This window comes from Saccharothrix saharensis, from assembly GCF_006716745.1.
Taxonomy (GTDB): domain Bacteria; phylum Actinomycetota; class Actinomycetes; order Mycobacteriales; family Pseudonocardiaceae; genus Actinosynnema; species Actinosynnema saharense.
On record NZ_VFPP01000001.1, the window covers coordinates 5,343,807 to 5,362,361 of the forward strand.

The 18,555-nt window shown below is 68.7% G+C and carries 15 protein-coding genes; 5 read left to right on the forward strand and 10 right to left on the reverse strand.

The window, feature by feature from the left end; all coding sequences use genetic code 11:
* Nucleotides 1–228 precede the first annotated feature (228 nt).
* From FHX81_RS23890 to FHX81_RS23910, 5 genes are read right to left on the reverse strand one after another with little or no spacing between them, the layout of a single operon-like run.
* Entirely contained in the window at nt 229–2,397 is a 2,169-nt protein-coding gene (locus tag FHX81_RS23890; RefSeq protein ID WP_141980261.1) for a hypothetical protein, read from the reverse strand.
* Nucleotides 2,394–3,470: a DUF2637 domain-containing protein gene (locus tag FHX81_RS23895; protein WP_141980262.1), complete on the reverse strand. Its 1,077-nt coding sequence runs from the start codon at nt 3,468–3,470 to the stop codon at nt 2,394–2,396. Before FHX81_RS23895 ends, FHX81_RS23890 begins: the two co-directional genes overlap by 4 nt.
* On the reverse strand, nt 3,467–3,742 hold the full coding sequence (locus tag FHX81_RS23900) for a hypothetical protein (protein WP_141980263.1): 276 nt from the start codon (nt 3,740–3,742) through the stop codon (nt 3,467–3,469). Before FHX81_RS23900 ends, FHX81_RS23895 begins: the two co-directional genes overlap by 4 nt.
* Nucleotides 3,739–4,812, reverse strand: coding sequence for a hypothetical protein (locus FHX81_RS23905; protein ID WP_141980264.1), 1,074 nt, complete (start codon nt 4,810–4,812; stop codon nt 3,739–3,741). Before FHX81_RS23905 ends, FHX81_RS23900 begins: the two co-directional genes overlap by 4 nt.
* Nucleotides 4,812–5,057 carry a hypothetical protein gene (locus FHX81_RS23910; RefSeq protein ID WP_141980265.1) on the reverse strand — a complete coding sequence of 82 codons (246 nt, stop codon included), beginning with the start codon at nt 5,055–5,057 and terminating at the stop codon, nt 4,812–4,814. Before FHX81_RS23910 ends, FHX81_RS23905 begins: the two co-directional genes overlap by 1 nt.
* Before the next feature lie 186 nt (nt 5,058–5,243).
* Between FHX81_RS23910 and FHX81_RS23915 the strand changes: the two genes are divergently transcribed.
* Together FHX81_RS23915 and FHX81_RS23920 are read left to right on the forward strand one after the other, a co-directional pair.
* Nucleotides 5,244–6,092, forward strand: coding sequence for a GntR family transcriptional regulator (locus FHX81_RS23915; RefSeq protein ID WP_141980266.1), 849 nt, complete (start codon nt 5,244–5,246; stop codon nt 6,090–6,092).
* Nucleotides 6,093–6,139: 47 nt separating this feature from the next.
* Entirely contained in the window at nt 6,140–7,063 is a 924-nt protein-coding gene (locus tag FHX81_RS23920; RefSeq protein ID WP_246107951.1) for an NAD(P)-dependent oxidoreductase, read from the forward strand.
* Nucleotides 7,064–7,577: 514 nt separating this feature from the next.
* Here FHX81_RS23920 and FHX81_RS23925 read toward each other — a convergent pair.
* The 4 genes from FHX81_RS23925 to FHX81_RS23940 form a co-directional block, all read right to left on the reverse strand.
* The gene (locus FHX81_RS23925; protein ID WP_170232151.1) at nt 7,578–9,257 is read right to left on the reverse strand and encodes a pentapeptide repeat-containing protein; all 1,680 of its coding nucleotides are present in this window, start codon (nt 9,255–9,257) and stop codon (nt 7,578–7,580) included.
* Nucleotides 9,258–9,658: 401 nt separating this feature from the next.
* Nucleotides 9,659–11,881 (reverse strand): FxSxx-COOH system tetratricopeptide repeat protein, encoded by a 2,223-nt coding sequence (fxsT, locus tag FHX81_RS23930; protein WP_170232457.1) that lies wholly within the window; start codon nt 11,879–11,881, stop codon nt 9,659–9,661.
* Between the two features lie 149 nt (nt 11,882–12,030).
* Nucleotides 12,031–12,357 (reverse strand): hypothetical protein, encoded by a 327-nt coding sequence (locus tag FHX81_RS23935; RefSeq protein WP_141980269.1) that lies wholly within the window; start codon nt 12,355–12,357, stop codon nt 12,031–12,033.
* A gap of 804 nt (nt 12,358–13,161) precedes the next feature.
* Nucleotides 13,162–13,404, reverse strand: a complete 243-nt coding sequence (locus FHX81_RS23940) for a hypothetical protein (RefSeq protein ID WP_141980270.1) — start codon at nt 13,402–13,404, stop codon at nt 13,162–13,164.
* 267 nt (nt 13,405–13,671) lie between these two features.
* Between FHX81_RS23940 and FHX81_RS23945 the strand changes: the two genes are divergently transcribed.
* The gene (locus tag FHX81_RS23945; protein ID WP_141980271.1) at nt 13,672–14,151 is read left to right on the forward strand and encodes a hypothetical protein; all 480 of its coding nucleotides are present in this window, start codon (nt 13,672–13,674) and stop codon (nt 14,149–14,151) included.
* Here the strand turns inward: FHX81_RS23945 and FHX81_RS23950 are convergent.
* The gene (locus FHX81_RS23950; RefSeq protein WP_141980272.1) at nt 14,148–14,939 is read right to left on the reverse strand and encodes a GNAT family N-acetyltransferase; all 792 of its coding nucleotides are present in this window, start codon (nt 14,937–14,939) and stop codon (nt 14,148–14,150) included. The genes FHX81_RS23945 and FHX81_RS23950 overlap by 4 nt on opposite strands.
* A gap of 38 nt (nt 14,940–14,977) precedes the next feature.
* Between FHX81_RS23950 and FHX81_RS23955 the strand changes: the two genes are divergently transcribed.
* Together FHX81_RS23955 and FHX81_RS23960 are read left to right on the forward strand one after the other, a co-directional pair.
* Nucleotides 14,978–15,745, forward strand: coding sequence for a PhzF family phenazine biosynthesis protein (locus FHX81_RS23955; protein ID WP_141980273.1), 768 nt, complete (start codon nt 14,978–14,980; stop codon nt 15,743–15,745).
* Between the two features lie 176 nt (nt 15,746–15,921).
* Nucleotides 15,922–18,525, forward strand: a complete 2,604-nt coding sequence (locus FHX81_RS23960; RefSeq protein WP_141980274.1) for an EAL domain-containing protein — start codon at nt 15,922–15,924, stop codon at nt 18,523–18,525.
* Nucleotides 18,526–18,555: the final 30 nt, after the last annotated feature.

An 18,555-nucleotide genomic window follows, 5' to 3' on the forward strand; every position in this document is an offset into this window, starting at 1 on the left:
ACGACGCGGGAGGCGGTTCGCCGAGAAGTTGCTGAGGCAGTGGCGGGGAGTTAGGTCGCCGTGATCGAGTTAGGTTCCTAACTCGCCGTGCCCACTGGCGTGATCATGTGCGTGAGCTGGAGTTAGTTAGCCGGTGAGCCGGGTTAGGTCCCGCCGTGGAAGCCCTGTTCAGAGGCGGTTTCGAGGTCCGCGGACTGAGTCGCGGGACCTAACCCGGTGCCGTGACGGCTAGTCCTCGTCGTCCAGGTCGCGGGTGGCCCGCTTGGCCAGAGCTTCACGCACGGTGACCGGATCGACGGGGTAGCGGTTGCCGGTCGAGGGCACCTTGACGCCCTCGACGGCCAGCAGCTCGCGCAGGTGCTTGCCGTTGAGCTTGCGGTACGGAGCCCAGTCGGGTGCGAGCTTGGCCAGCAGCGCGGGCACGTCGGCCACCGGCACCACGTCGTGTCCCAGTACCTCGGACACGTCCTCCAACAGGTCGCGGGGAGCCGGCGGCGCGGCGCGCTCCGGGGTACCGACGACCACGGCGGGGTGGACCTTGGTCATGGCGCGCTCGATGACCTCGGTCGCGGCGTCCCATCCCGTGTCGTCGTTGACCTGGATGAAGAACCACTTCAGCACCTCGAACCGCTCGGCGGTCGCGCCGGTGAGGATCGACGTTCCCCGGTCCTTGCCGGCGCGCAGCTCGGTCGCCCGGATACCGGCCTGGAACGACCCGTCGCCGAGGAACCCATCGTTGCTGCGCCACGACTTCACCGCGAAGCACGCGTTGAGCTGCACCAACTCCACGATCTTCGGTGGGATGGCGTCCGCCCGTGACGACTGGGTGTCGAAGCCGAGGATGATGCCGGTCTTGCGGGCACGGCGCAGGGTCTGCACCGCCAGTTCCGCGGCTTCCTCGCCCTGGGCGCTGCCGAACAGCTCGTGGCACTCGCTGAACAGCGCCACGATCGGCCGCAGGTCCGGGTACTTCTCCGCGAGTCCGCGCGTGACCTTCTTCGCACCCAACTCGGCGAGCCGCGCCTCACGACGTCCGACCTCGTCGTACAGCTCGCGAAGCGACTCCACCGCCGAGTCCACAACGGACGCGTCGGTGCCGCGCTCGTAACGCGCCAGACGGGGCTGGTAGGCGTCGAAGTCACCGTTGCCCGCGAACACGAACACCCACAGTTCGGCCAACGGGTCCAGGGACGCGCCGAGCATGACCACGCGACCGGCGTTGGACTTGCCCTGCCCCATCATCCCGCCGAACACCACGTTCGAGGAGACCAGCGGCGGCGCAACCACGTCACCACGCTGGGACACACCCAGCGGCACGCCGATGAACACGTCGGCGGTACCGGCGTTGAGCAGCGGATATGCGGGTGCCGGTTTGGTGGACAGACCGGGGTCGGCCACCCACAGGTCCACGAACCCGGCGCGCTCAGCCGCGTTGGGCCAGACCTCCATCGGGTCGCGGTGCAGGTTGCGCGCCAACACGTCCCGCTTGTCGCTGATCATGTCCGGGGTCACACCGAGCGGCAGGGAGAACGTCGCCTGGTAGCCGCGCTGGTTCACCCGCACCGGCGGGGTGGCGAACTCGACCGTCCAGCCCGCCTTGATGGCCTTGTTCAGCGCCGGAATGCCCAAGTGCACCAACGCTTCCCCGATGCCGCCGGGCGTGACGACGCGGTGTGTCTCCTCCCGCTGGGTGGGCGACATGGCCCACGCGGGCACGTCGGTGGCGGACGCTCCGGCCCGGTGCGCGGCCAGCAGCCACACGGCCGGAACGCCGATGATCGCGGCTTGTACGCCGAGCATGACCACGGTGCCGATGACGTCGCCGGTGGCGGTGACGAACCCCCACCACTCCGACCAGGTCCAGCCGCCTTCCCACAGGTGCACCGACACACCCATCATCAGCAGCACCGCGAACAGCACGATCACGGCCAGCAGCACCGTGCGCACCAGCGCCAGAACCGTCCGGGGAGCGCCGGCGATCCGGTCCCGCCGGTCGGCTTTGGCCTGCCGCAACCGGTCCTGCCACTCGGCGATACCGGCCGCATCACCCTGCGCCCGTGCTGCCGCGATCCGCTCGCGGTAGTGGGCGTAGGTCGCGGCCTGTACCGCGTGGGTCAGCCACTGCTCGTGTCCCCGGTACACCCGGTACCCGGCACGCATCACGGACTTCCCGAACGTCGTCGCCACGTCCCGCGCGACCTCGGTCCGCGTACGGGTATTCGTGTCGGCAGCCCGCTGGCGAGCCAGCTCGGCCTCACGGTCGGCCGTCAGTAGCTCCCCGGCCACCGCCGTGTCCGCTTCCACCTCCGCACCGGGCGGGGTGGTGCGGGTGGACTCGGCGCGGCGCAGCGGCACCACGTTGCCCATGTCGTCATCCATCGGTTCGGGCGTGCTCATGCGGTCACCGCCTGACGGGGGTCGTCGTCACCGGGGTCGGTGTCGGTCGGGAACAGCGCGCGGTGAACCTCGACAGCCACCGCGGCCCGGATGCGCAGGAACGTGCGGACCTGGGTCTGTGACGGGCGCGCGGGGAGCTGCTTGGCGTCGATCGCGGCACGCACCTTCGCCGCGTACGTCGCGACCTTGTCCGTGATCTCCACCGGAGGCGTTTCCGCACTACCGGACCCGTTCCGGCCGTTCCGCTCGTCACCCGAGCGGGGCGAGGGAAGTGCGGTCAGGTACTCGCTGATCTCGTCGGTCCAGTCGTCGTCAGAGTCGGCGACGGGAAGACCGGGAACGGTGGTCGGCACCAGGTGGGCACGTCCCCACCGGCGCCGGTAGGCGACCAGGCCGGGCCGGTGCACGAGCGTGGCCGTGCCGTCTGCGGACAGCTCCGCCACCGCCTGATCCAGCGCGGCACGGCGCACTGCCAGTACCCGACGAGCGGCCTGCCGGTCGAGCCGACGGGCGTCACGCTCGGCACGGGTACGGCGCTTCCGGGCCGGAGACGCGGTGACGAGCTGGTGGACGATGACGCCACCGACCGACACCAGCGCCATGACCACACCGTGCGCGACGGTCGAGCCGTGCACGTAGTTCAGGACGGCGGCCACCGCGGCGAACACCCACGTGCCCAGATGCAGCCACCCTGCCGACCGGCCCGCCCGCTGCGCCATCGGCACGGCGAACGCGAACGTCCACATCGCGCCTTCGGAGAACAGCGGCAACAACGTCCCGACCGGCCCGAACACCTCACGGCCGTACTCGGCCATCGCAGTCCACGCCAGCACCGCCGGAACCACGATCACCGGCACGAACAGCAGGTCGAGGGTGTGAGTACGCAGCCACACGGTCAACGCCGTCCACAGCGCGGCGCGGCGGGCACGAGCGGCGTTCTTCCGAGCCTCCGCCAGCTTGGCCGCAGCCTCTTGGTCGGCGCGGCGCTGCTCGAACAACAACGCCTGGTCCGCGCGACGCTGCTCCGCGGCCACCACCTTGTCCGCGCGTCGGTTCTCAGCCCACGTACTCATCGAGTCGCCTCCTGACGGCGCAAGTGCAGCGGGGAACGGGAGAACGAGCTGTCGCGGTGCGTACGAGTGGCGTGGCGCAGCAGAATCGTCAGCACGATGGCGGGCACACCGACCGCGACCATGACGGCCGTCGTGTTCTCGGTCTGGGTGATCACGGCCCACTGCGCCAAGCCGATCAGGCCAGCGGTGACCAGCACCTTCCACAGCAAGATCACCGCGACCAGCGCCAGCGCGATGGCCAGCAGCAGGACGGGAACGGGCACGGTGGTCATGCGGTCACCTGCCCGCACAGCAGCGGCGTGGCCATGACCGCGTTCTGCCCAAGCACCATGCACCGCAAGTCGATGTCGTGGGGGAGCACCGGGGCCTCACCCAGCAGGGCCGCGCCGACCGCGGCGAGAAATACGCGGTTGGTGGCGTCGCTGCCCTTCTTGAACTGCGGGGCCTGGTAGAGCAGGTAGGCAGCCGACCACCACGCCGACCAGTCGGCCCGCTCAGCCATGGAGAGCACCAGCATGGCCTCACGGAACGCCGCCCGACGTGCGTCCGAGTCGGCGGTGACCACGTAGAGCAGGTCACCGGTGGTCTCCACCTCAGCAACACCGCGCCGTTCACCGAGTCGGGCAGCCAACCGGACCGCCACCTCACGGGCGGCGTCACCACGCAGCAGCGTGTTGCCGAGGATCAGCCGGTCACTGATCGGCAGTCCGACTTCGTTGGCCAACCGGTCCGCGGAACTGGCGCACTCCACCGCGAACCGTCGGCGTGCGGCCTGCCCGTAGACGGCCAGGATGCGACTGGCCGGAGTGTCGGTGCCACCCGTCCACCTGCCGGTGGCGGTGTCCCAGCGGGCACCGGCACGCAGCCTGCCCACCTCTCCCAACCGGTCGTAGTTCGGGCCGTCCTCGTCCAACGTCACCGCGTACCGCGACACGGCCGGACGACCCGTAGCGCCGTAACGGGCGTCGTCGGTGGTAGCGGCCAGCGCACGTCGCCACCGCACAACCGCGTCGTAAGCCAAGGTCAGCACTTCGGCGCGGTGCCCGGTGCTCGGCAACGCCAGCGCAGCCGACACACGCGGCAGCAACACCCGCGCCACACGTGCCTGCTCCTCGGCGAACCCGCGCACCTGCACGTCGTCGGCCATGCTGCGCAACGCCAGGTGCGGCGTCGGGAAGTTCGCGGCGGTGAAGTCCTGCGTCGTCTGGTGCTTCGATGCCCTGTCGGACATGCTGGTGCTCTCCTGCCTGCTTTGCTGGGTGCTGGAGACCTGGACCGGCGGTGTCTTCTTGGCCGGAGTCGGCCGCCGGTCCGAGGTGTTCAGGAAGGTGAGGTGGCTCATCACGCCGCCTCGGTCACGGCCGTGTCGTTGACCGGGCCGTGCACGCGGAGAACCCGCACGATGCTGCCGAGCTTGCGCTCCGTGGTGCGCCGCACGACGCGGTTGCGCGTCGGACCGTCCACCAGCGCCAACATGGCTGCGGCCAGCTCCGCCGACTCGTCGGCCAGCTCGTCCGCGACGTCCCTGATCAGCGCGTCAATCGCGCCTTCCGTCAGCCCGTCCGGGCTGAACTCGTTGAGGTCCATCGGGTTTCCTCCTGTGTGTTCGTCGCCACAGCGGCGACAAGGAGGAAGCTAACAGTTGAATGGTTACCAGGTCAACTGTTAGGGCCAGGGAAGTGGACAAAAACGCGCCAACCAGCACAAACGCTGGTCAGCGCGCTGTTAGGTCGCTGGTATGCTGCCTTCGCAGTCAACTGATCCGGAGGTGGCATGTCTGGCCAGGGTCCGCGCGTCTCGCGTGGCGAGTCCTTGCACCACCAGGTAGCGCGGAACATCAGGAACCAGATCGCGGCAGGTCTGCTCCGTGACGGGCAGCCGCTGCCGTCCACCCGTGAGTTGGCCGAGCAGTGGGGCGTCAGCGTCTTCACGATCAACGAGGCCATGAAGCTGCTCGCCAGCGAGAACGTGATCATCAGCAAGCCGCGGGCGGGACGTGTCGTCAACGCGCCGGACCAGGCCGCGCACACCGACGTGCAGGTACACACACCGCGCGTGCTGCTGGTCGGTGGGTACGCAGGCAGCGGCAAGACCGAGCTCGGTCGCGTTCTGGCACGCGAAACAGGGTGGGCGATGCTCGACAAGGACACCCTTACGCGCCCGGTTGTCGAGGCGGCTCTCGAAATCCTTGGGTGCTCACCACACGACCGGGAGTCGCCCGAGTACCTGTCTCGAATCCGTCCACGCGAGTACGAAGCGCTCATCAACGCGTTGACCGAGAACGTGCAGTGCGGCAACAGCGCGATCGTGACAGCGCCGTTCGTCAAGGAGTTCAAAGACCTCGCCTGGCTGAACAGGATCGAGGCGACCTGCAAGGACATGGGCGCAGAGGTGTCGATCGTGTGGGTCTACTGCGACGCAGACACCATGCACACTTACATTCGCCACCGTGGAGCGGCGCGCGACGCCGCCAAGTTGGCCAACTGGACTGACTACCTCTCAGTCATCGACGTTGACTTCCGTCCGCCGGTCGAGCACTCCGTCATCGACAACAGCGCCTCAGGGGCACCTTTGCAGGATCAAGCGCGGGAGCTGGTTAAAGCCGTTGCCAGCAACGGCTGACGGTAAGCCGCTTGTCCGAAACGAAATGATGCCTTGCTGGAGGAGCGATGCAGGTACTTGTCAGCAACGAGCCTGACGACGAAGTAGGCGTGGAAAAGCTCTCCAGCCTCAAGGGTGTCGAGGTGTGCACCTACGACCCGAACGTCTCCGAGCTGACGGCCCAGCAGCGCAAGTCCGAAATCCTGATTCCGCCGTACCGGAGCAGCCACCGCCCGATTCCACTGCTCGATCAGTTGACCAACCTCCGCATGGTGCAACTACTGTCCGCAGGTGTAGACGAGTGGTCGGCGCACGTTCCGAATCACGTGCTCCTGTCGAGCGCCCGCGGTGCCCATGCTGGTCCGGTATCTGAATGGGTTCTATCCGCCATTCTTGCGCAACTGCGTCAATGGCCGACTCTGGTTAGGTTCCAGGACGCAGGAGAGTGGGCGCATCGTCGGTTCCAGGCGGACACGCTCGACGGCAAACGCGTTCTCATCGTGGGTGCCGGGCATATCGGGCTTATGGTGGCCAAACGTCTAGCGGTGTTCGGTGCGTCAACTACACTTGTGGCGAATACGGCACGTGAGGGCATCCATGCGGCTTCCGAGCTTCCCGACCTGATCGAAGGCCACGATATTGTCGTTATTACTACACCTTTGACTGACGAGACGCGTGGACTTGTGGACCAAACCTTCTTAGCTGCGATGCACGATGGTGCGCTGCTAGTGAACGCTGCACGCGGTCAGATCGTCGATACGGACGCCTTGATTGCCGAACTTCGAGATGGCAGATTGCGCGCTGCTCTAGACGTGACAGACCCGGAGCCGCTGCCGACCGGACACCCATTGTGGACCTGCCCAGGGCTCATCGTCAGTCCTCACTCCGCGCGTACGGTTCCCGGCACCAACAGCCTGTGCTACTCGGTGGCTGTGGAGCAGGTCCGGACCTTGGTGGCTGGTGGTGTGCCTTCCAACGCCGTGACGCGATGACTCCTGCGCAATACGGACTTGGGTAACCCGCGTACGGCTGTCTCCAGTCGCGGTAACTTCGGTAACTTCGGTAACCGTGCTGGTCAGAGGCTTGCAGATCGGCAACCTGACATGGTCGGGTTACCGATCGACAAGTAACTGAGCCGGTGTGGCGGTCGGTGGAGAGTGGACTTGCTTGAAGGAGCCGATGGATGGTTGGCCTGTCGGTCTGCTGCCCGTTGCTCTAACGGCCCTCTGAGCGCTGAGGAGCCCGCTGCGCCGCCTGGTTACCGTTCGATCGGTAACCCGATCTTGATGGGTTACCTTCCTGCAAGGCTCTGACCTGCACGGTTACGGTGGTTACCGAAGTTACCGATCTTCCGGAGACGCCAGCTACGGGCTACGACAGCGGCAACTCCGCAGGTCCATCGGGAGCGCTGGTCAATGTGGTTCGCGTAGGAGGCTGGGATTTAGTCGCCAGCGATTAACTTAGTTGACGAAGGCGAGCTAGTTCCGATCAGAGCTCGCCGGACACTCACTCACCGGCTGGCATCAAGCCAGGTTGAGTGATCTCAGGAGCCTGATTCGCAGTCAAAAGATAATGCCAAGTACCTTCACGGTCTTCGATTGCTACATGGTCAGGCGAAGGCTGCCACCCGCTGGGCCATGACGAATAATTGATAGCTTGGTCGACGGGAGAGTGCAGGAGAGTCGCCCTGGTGAACTTGACGCGTTTGGAGAACGTTGCTCCATCGAATCGGACGCCTTGGGTGATTTTTACTTGCCTATTTGAATCGTCGTCGATAGTCTCCGCTTCGTTGAACTGCGGGCCCTCAACGAATGTTGCTTCACCCATTATCGGCGTGTATGTCGCGCCCGCCTTGACCATCAGGGCGTGATTGATCTTCGTAAATGAGAAGCTTTCGTCAAACTTGGCATTGTTGAACTCGACATCTTCCCTGAACTCTGCCTCGTTGAACCAGGCGTGCTTGGAGAATGTCGCGTTCCAGAACCTGGCGGCACCGGAGAACTTCGCGTTTTCGAATCGACCCCCACGAGCGAATGTTGCGCTCTCAAATCCGGCGTATCCTCCGAACGCTGCTTCTGTGAACCAGGTTTGACCGGTGAATAACGTACGAACGAACCATGCATCTTCCCTGAATAAGGCTTTATCGAAGGATGAGTCCTTCATAAATGTCGCATCCTCGAGCCGGGCGGCCCTAGTGAACCTCGCGGCATCAAATACGGCCGTCTCAGTGAATGTTGCACCAACGAACCGGGCATCTGCAGTAAACTGCGCGTCATTGAATGAAGCGGGCGCGGTGAATTTTGCGCCACTAAACGAGACGTTCCCGGTAAAACTTGCCCTGTTGAATCGGGCCTCTCCGACGAAGATGGAATTTTGGAATACTCCATTGCGAAGCTTGCCATTATTCATGTCCCAGTCGATGAGGACTGCAGCGGTAAGATCGAGATCGACATCGGCCCAGAAGGTCGCTGTGGGGCTATCCGGGTCGTTTCCAATGTATAAATGGGCGGTGAGGATGCGTTGAGCGGTTAGCCTGACTTCCCGTTCTTGAACTTGTTCGCGGTGCTCGTCGCGTGCGGCCCGGTCAGCATCGGCGTCGAGCGAGCCCGCAGGGAGGTCGAACGGGGTGCGGAGGTAAGCGCAGAGCACGTTGGCCACGGTCTGGCGCAGGGCCGGATTATCGGGGTGGTCCTGTGCGAGGCGTTCCAGTGCGTACAGGCCGCCGTGGCGTACCGGTGCCTTGTCCGACCCGAGCTGTTCCACCGACTTCGCGTACAGGTCGGTGATGCGGCGGGCTTCGGCGTCGCGTTCGGTTGTGGCTGCGACGCGTTCAGCGTGCAGGCGAGTGTGCTCGGCGGTCTCACGTTGCAGTTCGAAGGCGCGGGTGACGTCGGCCTGGTCGCGTTCCTTCTGTACCAGTCCGATCTCGGTGGCGTGTTGTCGTCGCCATGCCAGGTACAGCGCGAAGATTCCGCCTCCGCCTACTCCGATGCTCAACCCGGTGCGTAGTGCGTTGAACCGCGCGTTCACCAGCTCCGCGCCGGACAGACCCGCGGTTCCTGCCCACCACAGCGCCACCACGAGGCCGATCGTCGCCGTGGCGATCAGGGCCGCCACGGTCGCGATCACTCTGCGCGGCATCGGCTCCAGCGGCGTGCGCGGCGTGGTTGGTGTCGGCAGTGGCACGGGTGAGTGGTTGGCGGACTGCTCTCTGGGTGCGGGACGGGGGAGCGGCGCGGGAGCTGGGCGGTCCTCGGGCATGCCCGGATCATCGTTGGTCGACGTGGCTGTGTTCCGAAGGCACGCCAGTGGGCCGGACGGCTCGCTGTGGACGGGGTCGCGGTGGACGCTGTGCCGAGGGTGTGCCGAAGTGGCTGTGCCGAGAGCTGTAAGCGCTGGTCAGGTGTGGTTCGGGCGGGACTCTGGGGATCAGTCGCCAGCCGGACTGAGCTGATTCGGCGGAGCGGCACACGCTTGGCGGTCCATGCGTGGCCGTCTGGGATCGGTTATCGAAGTTGCCGATCCTGGAAGAGGATTCGCTCCCGCAGGGATAGGAACTCGCCAGGCACTGCCATTGAGGCGGCGGGTCAGTCATGGCCGCTTGTCATGGCATCAAGAATCGAGCGGATCGTTCTGGTCAGGTGATGGTCGGGGCCCAATACCTGTTCGGCATCGACCAGTACCGCCTCGTACAGCGGGATCGCCCGCTCCAGATCACCCGCCGACTCGTAGGCGCCGGCCAGGTTGTGGCGTGAGGCCAGTGTGCTCGGGTGGTCGGGGCCCAGCACCCGCTGTCGATCGGCCAGCACCGCCTCGTACAGCGGGATCGCCCGCCCCAGATCACCCGCTGCGTGGTAGGCGTAGGCCAGGTTGTTGCGTGAGATCAGTGTGCTCGGGTGGTCGGTGCCCAGCACCCGCTCGTAGTCCGCAAGAGTCTCCTCATGCAGCGGGATCGCCCGCTCCAGATCACCCGCCGACTCGTAGGCGCCGGCCAGGTTGTGGCGTGAGGCCAGTGTGCTCGGGTGGTCGGGGCCCAGCACCCGCTGTCGATCGGCCAGCACCGCCTCGTACAGCGGGATCGCCCGCTCCAGATCACCCGCCGACTCGTAGGCGCTGGCCAGGTTGTGGCGTGAGGTCAGCGTGTCCGGGTGGTCGGGGTCCAGCAGCCACTGTCGATCGGCCAGCACCGCCTCGTGCAGCGGGATCGCCCGCTCCAGATCACCCGCCGACTCGTAGGCGCCAGCCAGGTTGTTGCGTGAGATCAGTGAGTCCGGGTGGTCGGGGCCCAGCACCCGCTCGACATCGGCTAGCACCGCCTCGAATAGCGGGATCGCCCGCCCCAGATCACCCGCTGCGTGGTAGGCGTAGGCCAGGTTGTTGCGTGAGGCCAGTGTGCTCGGGTGGTCGGGGCCCAGCACCCGCTCGACATCGGCTAGCACCGCCTCGTACAGCGGGATCGCCCGCCCCAGATCACCCGCCGACTCGTAGGCGCCGGCCAGGTTGTGGCGTGAGGCCAGCGTGTCCGGGTGGTCAGGCCCCCGGAGGCGCTGGTGGCTATGGGCGGCGCGGGTGTGCAGTGTGATGGCCGTGGTGGTGTCGCCCTGGCCGTCGAGATAGACGCCGAGGTCGTTGGCGAGGCGACAGAGCGGTTCGGTGTCGGTATCGGGGTGGGTGTGGTCGAGCAGTGCCCGCGCGTGGGGCAGGACCGTCTGGAAGACGGGCCAGTCGGCGGGTAGGCGGGGGTCTGTTCCGGTGAGGGCGGTGGTGAGGGCGGTGGCGGTGGTGTCGCGGGCGTGGGCGATGTCCGTGGGTTGGCGGTGGGGATCGGTGGGGTCGGGGGTGCGGGTGAGTGCTTGGACGAGGCGGTGCACGCCGATGGTGTCGCCGGTGAGGGTGATCATGCTGTAAGCGGCCAGCCGGCCCAGCGCCTCCGACAGGTCCGGCTCGTCGAACACGCCCGCGAGCAGGGTGCGGGGGATGGCGTCGGGGGCGTACCAGGCCAGGTGCCGCAGCACCCGCCCGGCCAGGGGTGTGTCGGCGAGGCGGTCCAGGGTGACGTGCCAGACCCTGGCCATGGTGCGTTGGGCGTCTCCGCCCTCCGCCGTCGCGGTGAACATCCGGGCCGGGTACCGCCTCAGCAGGTCCAGGTAGGCGAGCGGGGTGATGCGGTTCTGGGCGAGGTAGGCGCCCGCCTGCTCGATCGCCAGCGGCAGCCACCCCAGCTCTTCGCACAGCCGGTCGGCGTCGGTCAGGTCCGCGTCGGGTCGTTCCGCGCGCACGATGCGGGTCAGCAGCTCCACGGCCTCCTCGGCGGGCAGCACGTCCAGCGGGATCGTGGCAATACCCTGCCAGCCGGTGCCCTGGCGTGAGGTGATCACGATGGTGCCGGTCCGGACCCGTTCCATCAGCCCCGCCGCATCGGCGGGCGTGGTTAGGTTGTCCAGCACGAGCAGCCACCGGTCATGAGTGGCCAGCCACCGCACGCCCAGTTCGGTGCGCTGCTCCAGCGGCGCACTCGCAACCTGCGGAGCGAGGGTTGTCGCCAGGTCGGCCAGGCCGGTGTCGATCGCGGACGGGGAGTCCGCGGTGATCCACCAGACCGGTGTGTAGCGGTCGGTGTGCAGGTGGGCGAAGCGGGCGGCCAGGGCGCTCTTGCCGACCCCGCCCAACCCGTGGACCGTGACCACCACGGCGCGCCCCGAACCCGCCACCGCCGCGTCCAGACGTTCCAACTCGTTCGTTCGCCCTACGAACAGTTCCGAGCCGGCCGGAATCCTGTCCAGCCCAGGCGTCGCGGGGATCGACTCCATGGCGGGCACACCCGGTCCACCGACCACCAGATCGCCCTGCACCAGGGTGCCTTGCAGGGCACCGATCGTGGTCCCGCCTGCACCGGTCACGTTCCCGGTGACCGAGGCTGCTGGCGCGGCCGTGGTTGGTGCCGCCGACGTGGCGTGGCCTAAGGCCGCGTCGGCACCGGAGGGTCCGGAGGGCCACCCATCCGGTCGATGTGCACTCCGGTCGTCGTCCCGGAGCCCGAGCCGCCGGTCACGCCGCCGTTGAGAATCACTCCACCGCCGGTGGCGGTCTGCGATGCCGGAGGCGGAGCTGCTTCCCGGGCAGTGTTGCGGTCACGTCCCTGGCGCAACGCCACCGCCAACGCCACGAACGCCACCACCAGTCCGCCGATACCGGCGATCCAGCTCAACGCCTCCAGGACCGGCCGCAACGGATGCGTCTGGTCGGTCAGAAACACCGGCACGCCGAACCGCAGCACCGCCCACACCGCACCACCGCCGACCAGCGCGCCACCGGCCACCCACCAGGCACGGCTCCGACCGACCACCACGACAACCCCCTCAACCCACAAGGGCTACAACGCCCACGGACCGATACCCGATGATCGCAGTCTGCCCGCCCACCGCTACCGAAACCACGCGTGACCGCTATATCCGCTCGTCCACGACCGTCAGCGTCCATGGCTCAAGCCCATAGCTCAACGAACTTGACGTCGATCCCTACCTGATCCTGGCCACTGCTGTGCACGTCCTGCCCTACCTACCTGTGCGCACCAGGGCGTACACCGACAGCGGTTGGCTCGTATCGCCGGATGCAGACTGGGCGGCCGGTGTTGTCCGCGCTCGCCTGGCGCTGTGGACGAGCGCCCGGAGAGGGCTCCAGCGGACGTCTGTGCCAAGCGTGTACCGAAGTGGCTGCGTCGAGAGCTGTAAGCGCTGGTCAGGTGTGGTTCGGGCGGGACTCTGTAAATCCGTCGCGAAAGCTACAGAGGTTCGAATCCTCTACCCGCCACGCTCGTCGAGGACCCCTGCTTGCGGAATGCGCAAGCAGGGGTCTTCGCTCTTTTTCACCGGGGATGCAACCCCCGGACCCCCGTTCGTAGGGGGTCGAGTCGGGAGGATCGGTTCCGCGGCCCGTTCGTCCGGATGCGGGTCGGGGTCCGCCGTGAGGGTCGGTGGTCGTGGGCGAGTGGGTGGCCCAGGCGTAGGTGAGGCCGGCGCGCAAGCGCTTCCTCTCGCTTGCGTGCCGGCCTCGTGTGCAGCATAACCCATATCGAACGCCTGTTCGAGGGCTAAGCGATCGCGGCTCGGCCCTCTTCCGTCAGCACCGCGTCCGTGCGTTCGTCCAGACCCACCGCCCGCCGCGCCCGCAGCAGCCCCGCGTGCACGAGGTCGTGCGTGACCATCTGGTCGCAGCACGGCAACCCGTCCACGTACAGGTCCGGCTCGCGTCCCCCGGTCAGCTGAGCCCTACCTGCGGCAACGGCACGGAGCATGGCTTTCGCCCGCCCGGACAGCTCCTTCGCGACGTTCATGGCGACCCCCTCGCCCATCCTTCTCGCCTGCTTCCTCACCTTGTAGGAGGTCTGGACCTGTACTTCGAGTACCCCTCACGAACAAGTTCACTCGGGTGGACGAGGCCGCTCCCACTGTCCCCCCGTGCGCCGTTCGGACGGCGGCGCCACGCCGACCGGTTGCTCCGATCGGCCCAGCCGAACTGCCCGCGACCGGCCGGCGCTCCGATCGACCCGTTGTCGCCCGCTGGTCCGAGTGGGGCCGGTGGGGCGTCGAGACTGGAACACATGAGCGAAATCCTCATCGCCCTCGCCGCACTCGCGACCGGTGTCGCCCTCGGCCTGGTGGCCCGGTCCTCGCGGCGGCACGTGCCCGTGCGCGCGGACGAGCGCGAACTGCTCCACGCCGCCGACGACCTGGAGTACGGCCTGAACACCGTGCTCGACTTCGGCCCGCTGTCGCTGTCCGAGCTCGCGGCGGTGGACCTGCCGGCGAAGCTCGACCGGGTCGCGCTGACCGGTGAGGTGTCGGGCGCGGCCCTGGCCACGTTGAAGTCGTGCACCGACCGGATCGCCCTGCACCCCTACCCCGAGCAGCGCGACCTGCTCGGCGCGGTCCGCGAGGACGAGGCCGCGGTGTGGCTGGCGCTGCGCGACGCGATCGGCAGCGGAGCGGCGCAGCACGTGGCCGCCACGAGGGCCCGCCAGGTGCTGGACGAGATCCGCGGCGGCCTGCGGCACGAGCGCGGGGAGCTGGCGAAGGTCTAACGGGCGGGCCGTCGCTGCCAGGTGGTCCACAGCGGCCGGTAGCCGTGGGAGTACCAGAACGGCGTCGACAGCGGGTTGGGCAGGGCGTGGTGCAGCAGCGTCACGCCGACACCCGCCTCGTCCAGCACCGAGTGCGCGTGGTCGACCAGCGCCGCGCCGACGCCTTGGCCGCGCGAGTCCGCCCGCACGCCCAGCAGCCCGATGTAGGCCACCGGCCGCACGGACGTCCACGAGGCGATCCAGTCCGAGTGCCCCGGCAGGTCGCAGTACAGGAACCCGACGGCTTCGCCGCCGCGCTCGGCCAACCACCCGCACGGCTCGGGCCGCTCCAGCAGCGACGCGATGTGCTCGCGCAGCCGCGCCGCGCTGGACGGCCGCGCGGTCACCATGCCGAACAGGCTGTCGAACCGCATCGTCTCCAGGTGCAGCTCGACGGCGACGTCCAGGTCCTCCGCCGCCAGCGGCCGGATACCCACCGCCGAACGACCCGCGCGCCCGCGACCGGGCAGCCGCGCCGCGACCACCACCATCGGCGCGAAACCACGCCGCGACAGCACGTCCGCGGCCTCCACGGCACGGCTGGGCACGGTCACCACCGCGGCCGTCTCGGGGTCGCCCTCGCCGGTCAACGGCCACCGGCGCAGCAGGTCCTCCAGGTCCGCCCCGGGGTGCCAGTGCAGCGAGTGCGTGCGCAACGCGATCCACGAGGCGTTCAGGTCGTCCTCCGGCAGCTCGGAGAACGAGTACGGGTCGTCGGCGGGAGCGATGTCGGGCAGCAACGGGTCCACACCTGCCAGCTAACCGGTTCCGGACGTACATTGCCGCCGTGGAGCTCTACGTGGTCGACGCGTTCACCGACCGCGCGTTCGCGGGCAACCCGGCGGGCGTGGTGCTGCTGGACGGTCCGGTGGACGACGGGTGGATGCAGGCCGTCGCGGCCGAGATGAAGCACGCCGAGACGGCGTTCGTGCGGGTCGACCGGCCGGACCCGCTGCCGCTGCGCTGGTTCACGCCGGTCGCCGAGGTGGATTTGTGCGGCCACGCCACCCTGGCCGCCGCGCACGTGCTGGGCGGCGGCCGCAGCTTCGGCACCCGCAGCGGCGTGCTCACCTGCACCGCCGACGACGGCTGGGTGGAGATGGACTTCCCGGCCGACCCGGCGGAGCCGATCGAGATGACCACGCCGCTGCGCGCGGGCCTGCCGGGCGTCACGGTGCGGGCCGTCGCGCAGGCCGTGTCCGACGTCCTGGTGGAGGCCGGCTCGGCGGACGAGGTCCGCGACCTCCGCCCGGACTTCGCCGCGCTGGCCGAGGTGCCGGGCCGGGGTGTGATCGTCACCGCACCGGGCGACCGGCCGGGGTTGGACGTCGTGAGCCGGTGCTTCTACCCCTCCTACGGAGTCCCGGAGGATTCCGTAACCGGTTCCGCGCACTGCACGCTGGCTTCCTGGTGGTCGCCGCGGCTGGATCGGGCGAACCTGCTGGCCGAGCAGGCGTCGGCCCGCGGAGGGCTGGTCCGGACCACTCTGGACGGCGATCGCGTGCGGCTCGCCGGGCAGGCCGTGACGGTGATCCAGGGCCGACTGATCGTGTGAACCGGCCTGTTACTTCTGGTGGCATTCCGCTACACGACCTGCCATTTCGTCCCCCGACCGGGGTACATTGGCAGCCTTGGAGGGGTCCTGGTCGGTGTTCGGGACCCCTCAGTCACGCCCGGAGCCCCGCAGGCCGCGACCCGGCCCGCCGCGACGACGGCCGACGAGGAGGCTGGATGTCCGACCACGCGTCGGCCACGGCGCCCAGCGCGCCGACCCGGTCCACGAACCGCGCGTTCAGCGTGTTCGCGGTCCTGCTCCTCGTCGCGGGCGCGCTGTCGGCGTTCCTCGTCGGCTCCTGGCTGCCCGAGACACCGCCCGACGCCGACCTGTGGTGGACCGGTCCGCTGCTGGTGATCGGCTTCCTGCTGGCCGAGCAGCTGGCCATCAACGTCGACGTGCGCAGCGGAGTGGCCTGGACCATTTCGTTCACCGAGATCCCGCTCGTGCTCGGCCTGCTGGTCGCGCCGTTCGAGATCGTGCTCGCCGCGCACGTGGTCGCGGGCGTCGGCACGCTGCTCGGCCGCCGCGTGCTCGACCGCGCCGTCTACAACGCGGGCTTGATGTTCATGGAGATCTCGGTGGCCTTCGCGGTCGCCGAGCTGGTCAAGCGGTTCCTGGGCGCGGAGGGCCCGTTCTGGGCGGGCGCGTTCGTCGGCACGATCGCGGTGCCGCTGCTGGCCAGCGTGCTCGGCCTGACCGCGTTGCGGGTCATGGGCAAGGGCATGCGGGTCGCGCCGAGCCTGCGCCTGGTGCTCCAGACGCTCGTGGTGGCGCTGCTGAACACCTCCGCGGGCCTCGCCGGCTACGAGATCGCCGACAAGGCGCCGTGGGGCGGCCTGCTGATCGGCCTGGTCTTCCTCGGCATCACCGCGATCTACCTCGCCTACTCCGGCCTGCTGCGCGAGCAGCGGGACCTTGAAGCGCTCAGCGAGGTCTCGTTGCGGGTGGCCCGGTCCGGCCGCCACGCCACCGGGCCGCGCGGCGCCGTGCCGGAGGAGGACGACGGCTGCGGCGAGGACGACGACTGGCAGCTCATCGCCGAGCGCATCCGCGAGCAGCTCAACGCCAACCGGGTCGTGCTGCGGCTGCGCACCGACCCGCAGGCGCCGATGCGCACGCTGGTCGCGGGCGAGCCGCTGCCGCCCGGCATGCGCCGCGACGACCCGCGCGTGCTGCGCGAGGACGCCATGCTCCAACTGCCCGGCGCCCAGGTCCGGTACTTCCGCATCGTGGACGCGGGCGAAGAGGTCTCCGAGGCGCTGGTCCGCCGGGACGCGCAGGAAGCGCTGGTCGTGCCGCTGCGCGGGGCGACCCAGCTCCTCGGCGCGGTCGAGGTGCACGACCGGCTCAGCCGGTGGCGCGGCTTCGGCAAGGCCGACATCCAGCTCCTGCGCACGCTGGCGAGCCACCTGTCCACCGCGGTGGACAACCGGCGCCTGCTCGCGCGGCTGCGCCACGACGCCTACCACGACCCGCTGACCGGCCTGCTCAACCGGCCCGGCTTCCGCGAGGCCGCCACCGAGCCGATGCACGAGGCCGACACGTCCGTGGTGGTCCGCGTCGACCTGACCGTGCTGTCCACCGTCTCCGACGCGCTCGGCCAGGCCTGGGGCAACCGGATGGTGGTCGCCGCCGGGCGACGCCTGCGCGACGAGCTCGGCCCCGAGGTGCCGCTGGCCCGGCTGGAAGGCGGCGCGTTCGCCGCGCTGCTGCTGGACCGGCAGGCCGAGCAGATCCAGGAGATCGCCGAGCGGCTGCGCGCCGCGCTGTCCGTGCCCTACCCGGTCGACCGGCTCACCGTCGAGGCGGGCGCGGTCGTCGGCTGGGCCACCACCGCCGACTGCGAGATCGAGGACCCGGACCCGGACGCGCTGCTGCAGCGCGCCGACGTGGCGGTCCGCGCGACCACCGACAACGAGCCGCTGCGCCAGTACGCGCCGAGCATGGGCCAGATCTTCCTGCGCCGCTTCCAGCTGGTGACCCAGTTCCGGTCGGCGGTGGAGACCGGCCAGATCTCCGTGCACTACCAGCCGAAGGTCGCGCTGCCGAGCCGCCAGGTGGTCGGCGCGGAGGCGCTCGTGCGCTGGAAGCACCCCGAGTTCGGCCGCGTCGACCCGGACGAGTTCGTGCCCGCCGTCGAGGCGACCGGTCTCGTGGACGTGCTCACGGACTTCGTCATGGACACCGCGCTGGCGCGGGTGCGGCTGTGGGTCGACCGCGGGCTGCGCATGTCCATCGCGGTGAACCTGTCCGTGCGGACGCTGGCCGACGAGGAGTTCCCGGACCGCGTGGCGGCCGCGTTGAAGCGCCACGACGTGCCGCCGGAGCTGCTGACGTTCGAGCTCACCGAGTCCGGCGTGATGGCCGACCCCGAACGCGCCCTGCCCGTGCTGCGGCGGCTGCACCAGATGGGCGTCGTGCTGGCCGTGGACGACTTCGGCACCGGCTACTCGTCGCTGGCGTACCTGCGGCAGCTCCCGGTGGACGAGGTGAAGATCGACAAGAGCTTCGTCCTCGGCATGGGCACCGACCTGGGTGACATGGCGGTGGTCCGCTCGATCGTGGAGCTGGGCCACTCGCTCGGCCTCACGGTCGTCGCCGAGGGCGTCGAGGACGACGCCGCGCGCGACCAGCTCGTCGGCATGGGCTGCGACGTGGCGCAGGGCTACCTGATCTCGCGGCCGCTGTCGGAGGACCGCTTCGAGGCCTGGTTGCGGGCGCGGACCGTGCAGGTCAGGGGTGCCCGGGATGAGACGGTGCTCACCTTGGTCCACTAGGAGGGCCCCCCGATTTCTCTTCTGCGGCAC

Coding starts and splice junctions, on each gene's coding strand:
- FHX81_RS23915 (WP_141980266.1), top strand. CDS start 5,244: ATGTCTGGCCAGGGTCCGCGCGTCTCGCGTGGCGAGTCCTTGCACCAC.
- FHX81_RS23895 (WP_141980262.1), bottom strand. CDS start 3,470: ATGAGTACGTGGGCTGAGAACCGACGCGCGGACAAGGTGGTGGCCGCG.
- FHX81_RS23905 (WP_141980264.1), bottom strand. CDS start 4,812: ATGAGCCACCTCACCTTCCTGAACACCTCGGACCGGCGGCCGACTCCG.
- FHX81_RS23940 (WP_141980270.1), bottom strand. CDS start 13,404: ATGAACGTCGCGAAGGAGCTGTCCGGGCGGGCGAAAGCCATGCTCCGT.
- FHX81_RS23890 (WP_141980261.1), bottom strand. CDS start 2,397: ATGAGCACGCCCGAACCGATGGATGACGACATGGGCAACGTGGTGCCG.
- FHX81_RS23910 (WP_141980265.1), bottom strand. CDS start 5,057: ATGGACCTCAACGAGTTCAGCCCGGACGGGCTGACGGAAGGCGCGATT.
- FHX81_RS23945 (WP_141980271.1), top strand. CDS start 13,672: ATGAGCGAAATCCTCATCGCCCTCGCCGCACTCGCGACCGGTGTCGCC.
- FHX81_RS23960 (WP_141980274.1), top strand. CDS start 15,922: ATGTCCGACCACGCGTCGGCCACGGCGCCCAGCGCGCCGACCCGGTCC.
- fxsT (WP_170232457.1), bottom strand. CDS start 11,881: ATGGAGTCGATCCCCGCGACGCCTGGGCTGGACAGGATTCCGGCCGGC.
- FHX81_RS23900 (WP_141980263.1), bottom strand. CDS start 3,742: ATGACCACCGTGCCCGTTCCCGTCCTGCTGCTGGCCATCGCGCTGGCG.
- FHX81_RS23920 (WP_246107951.1), top strand. CDS start 6,140: ATGCAGGTACTTGTCAGCAACGAGCCTGACGACGAAGTAGGCGTGGAA.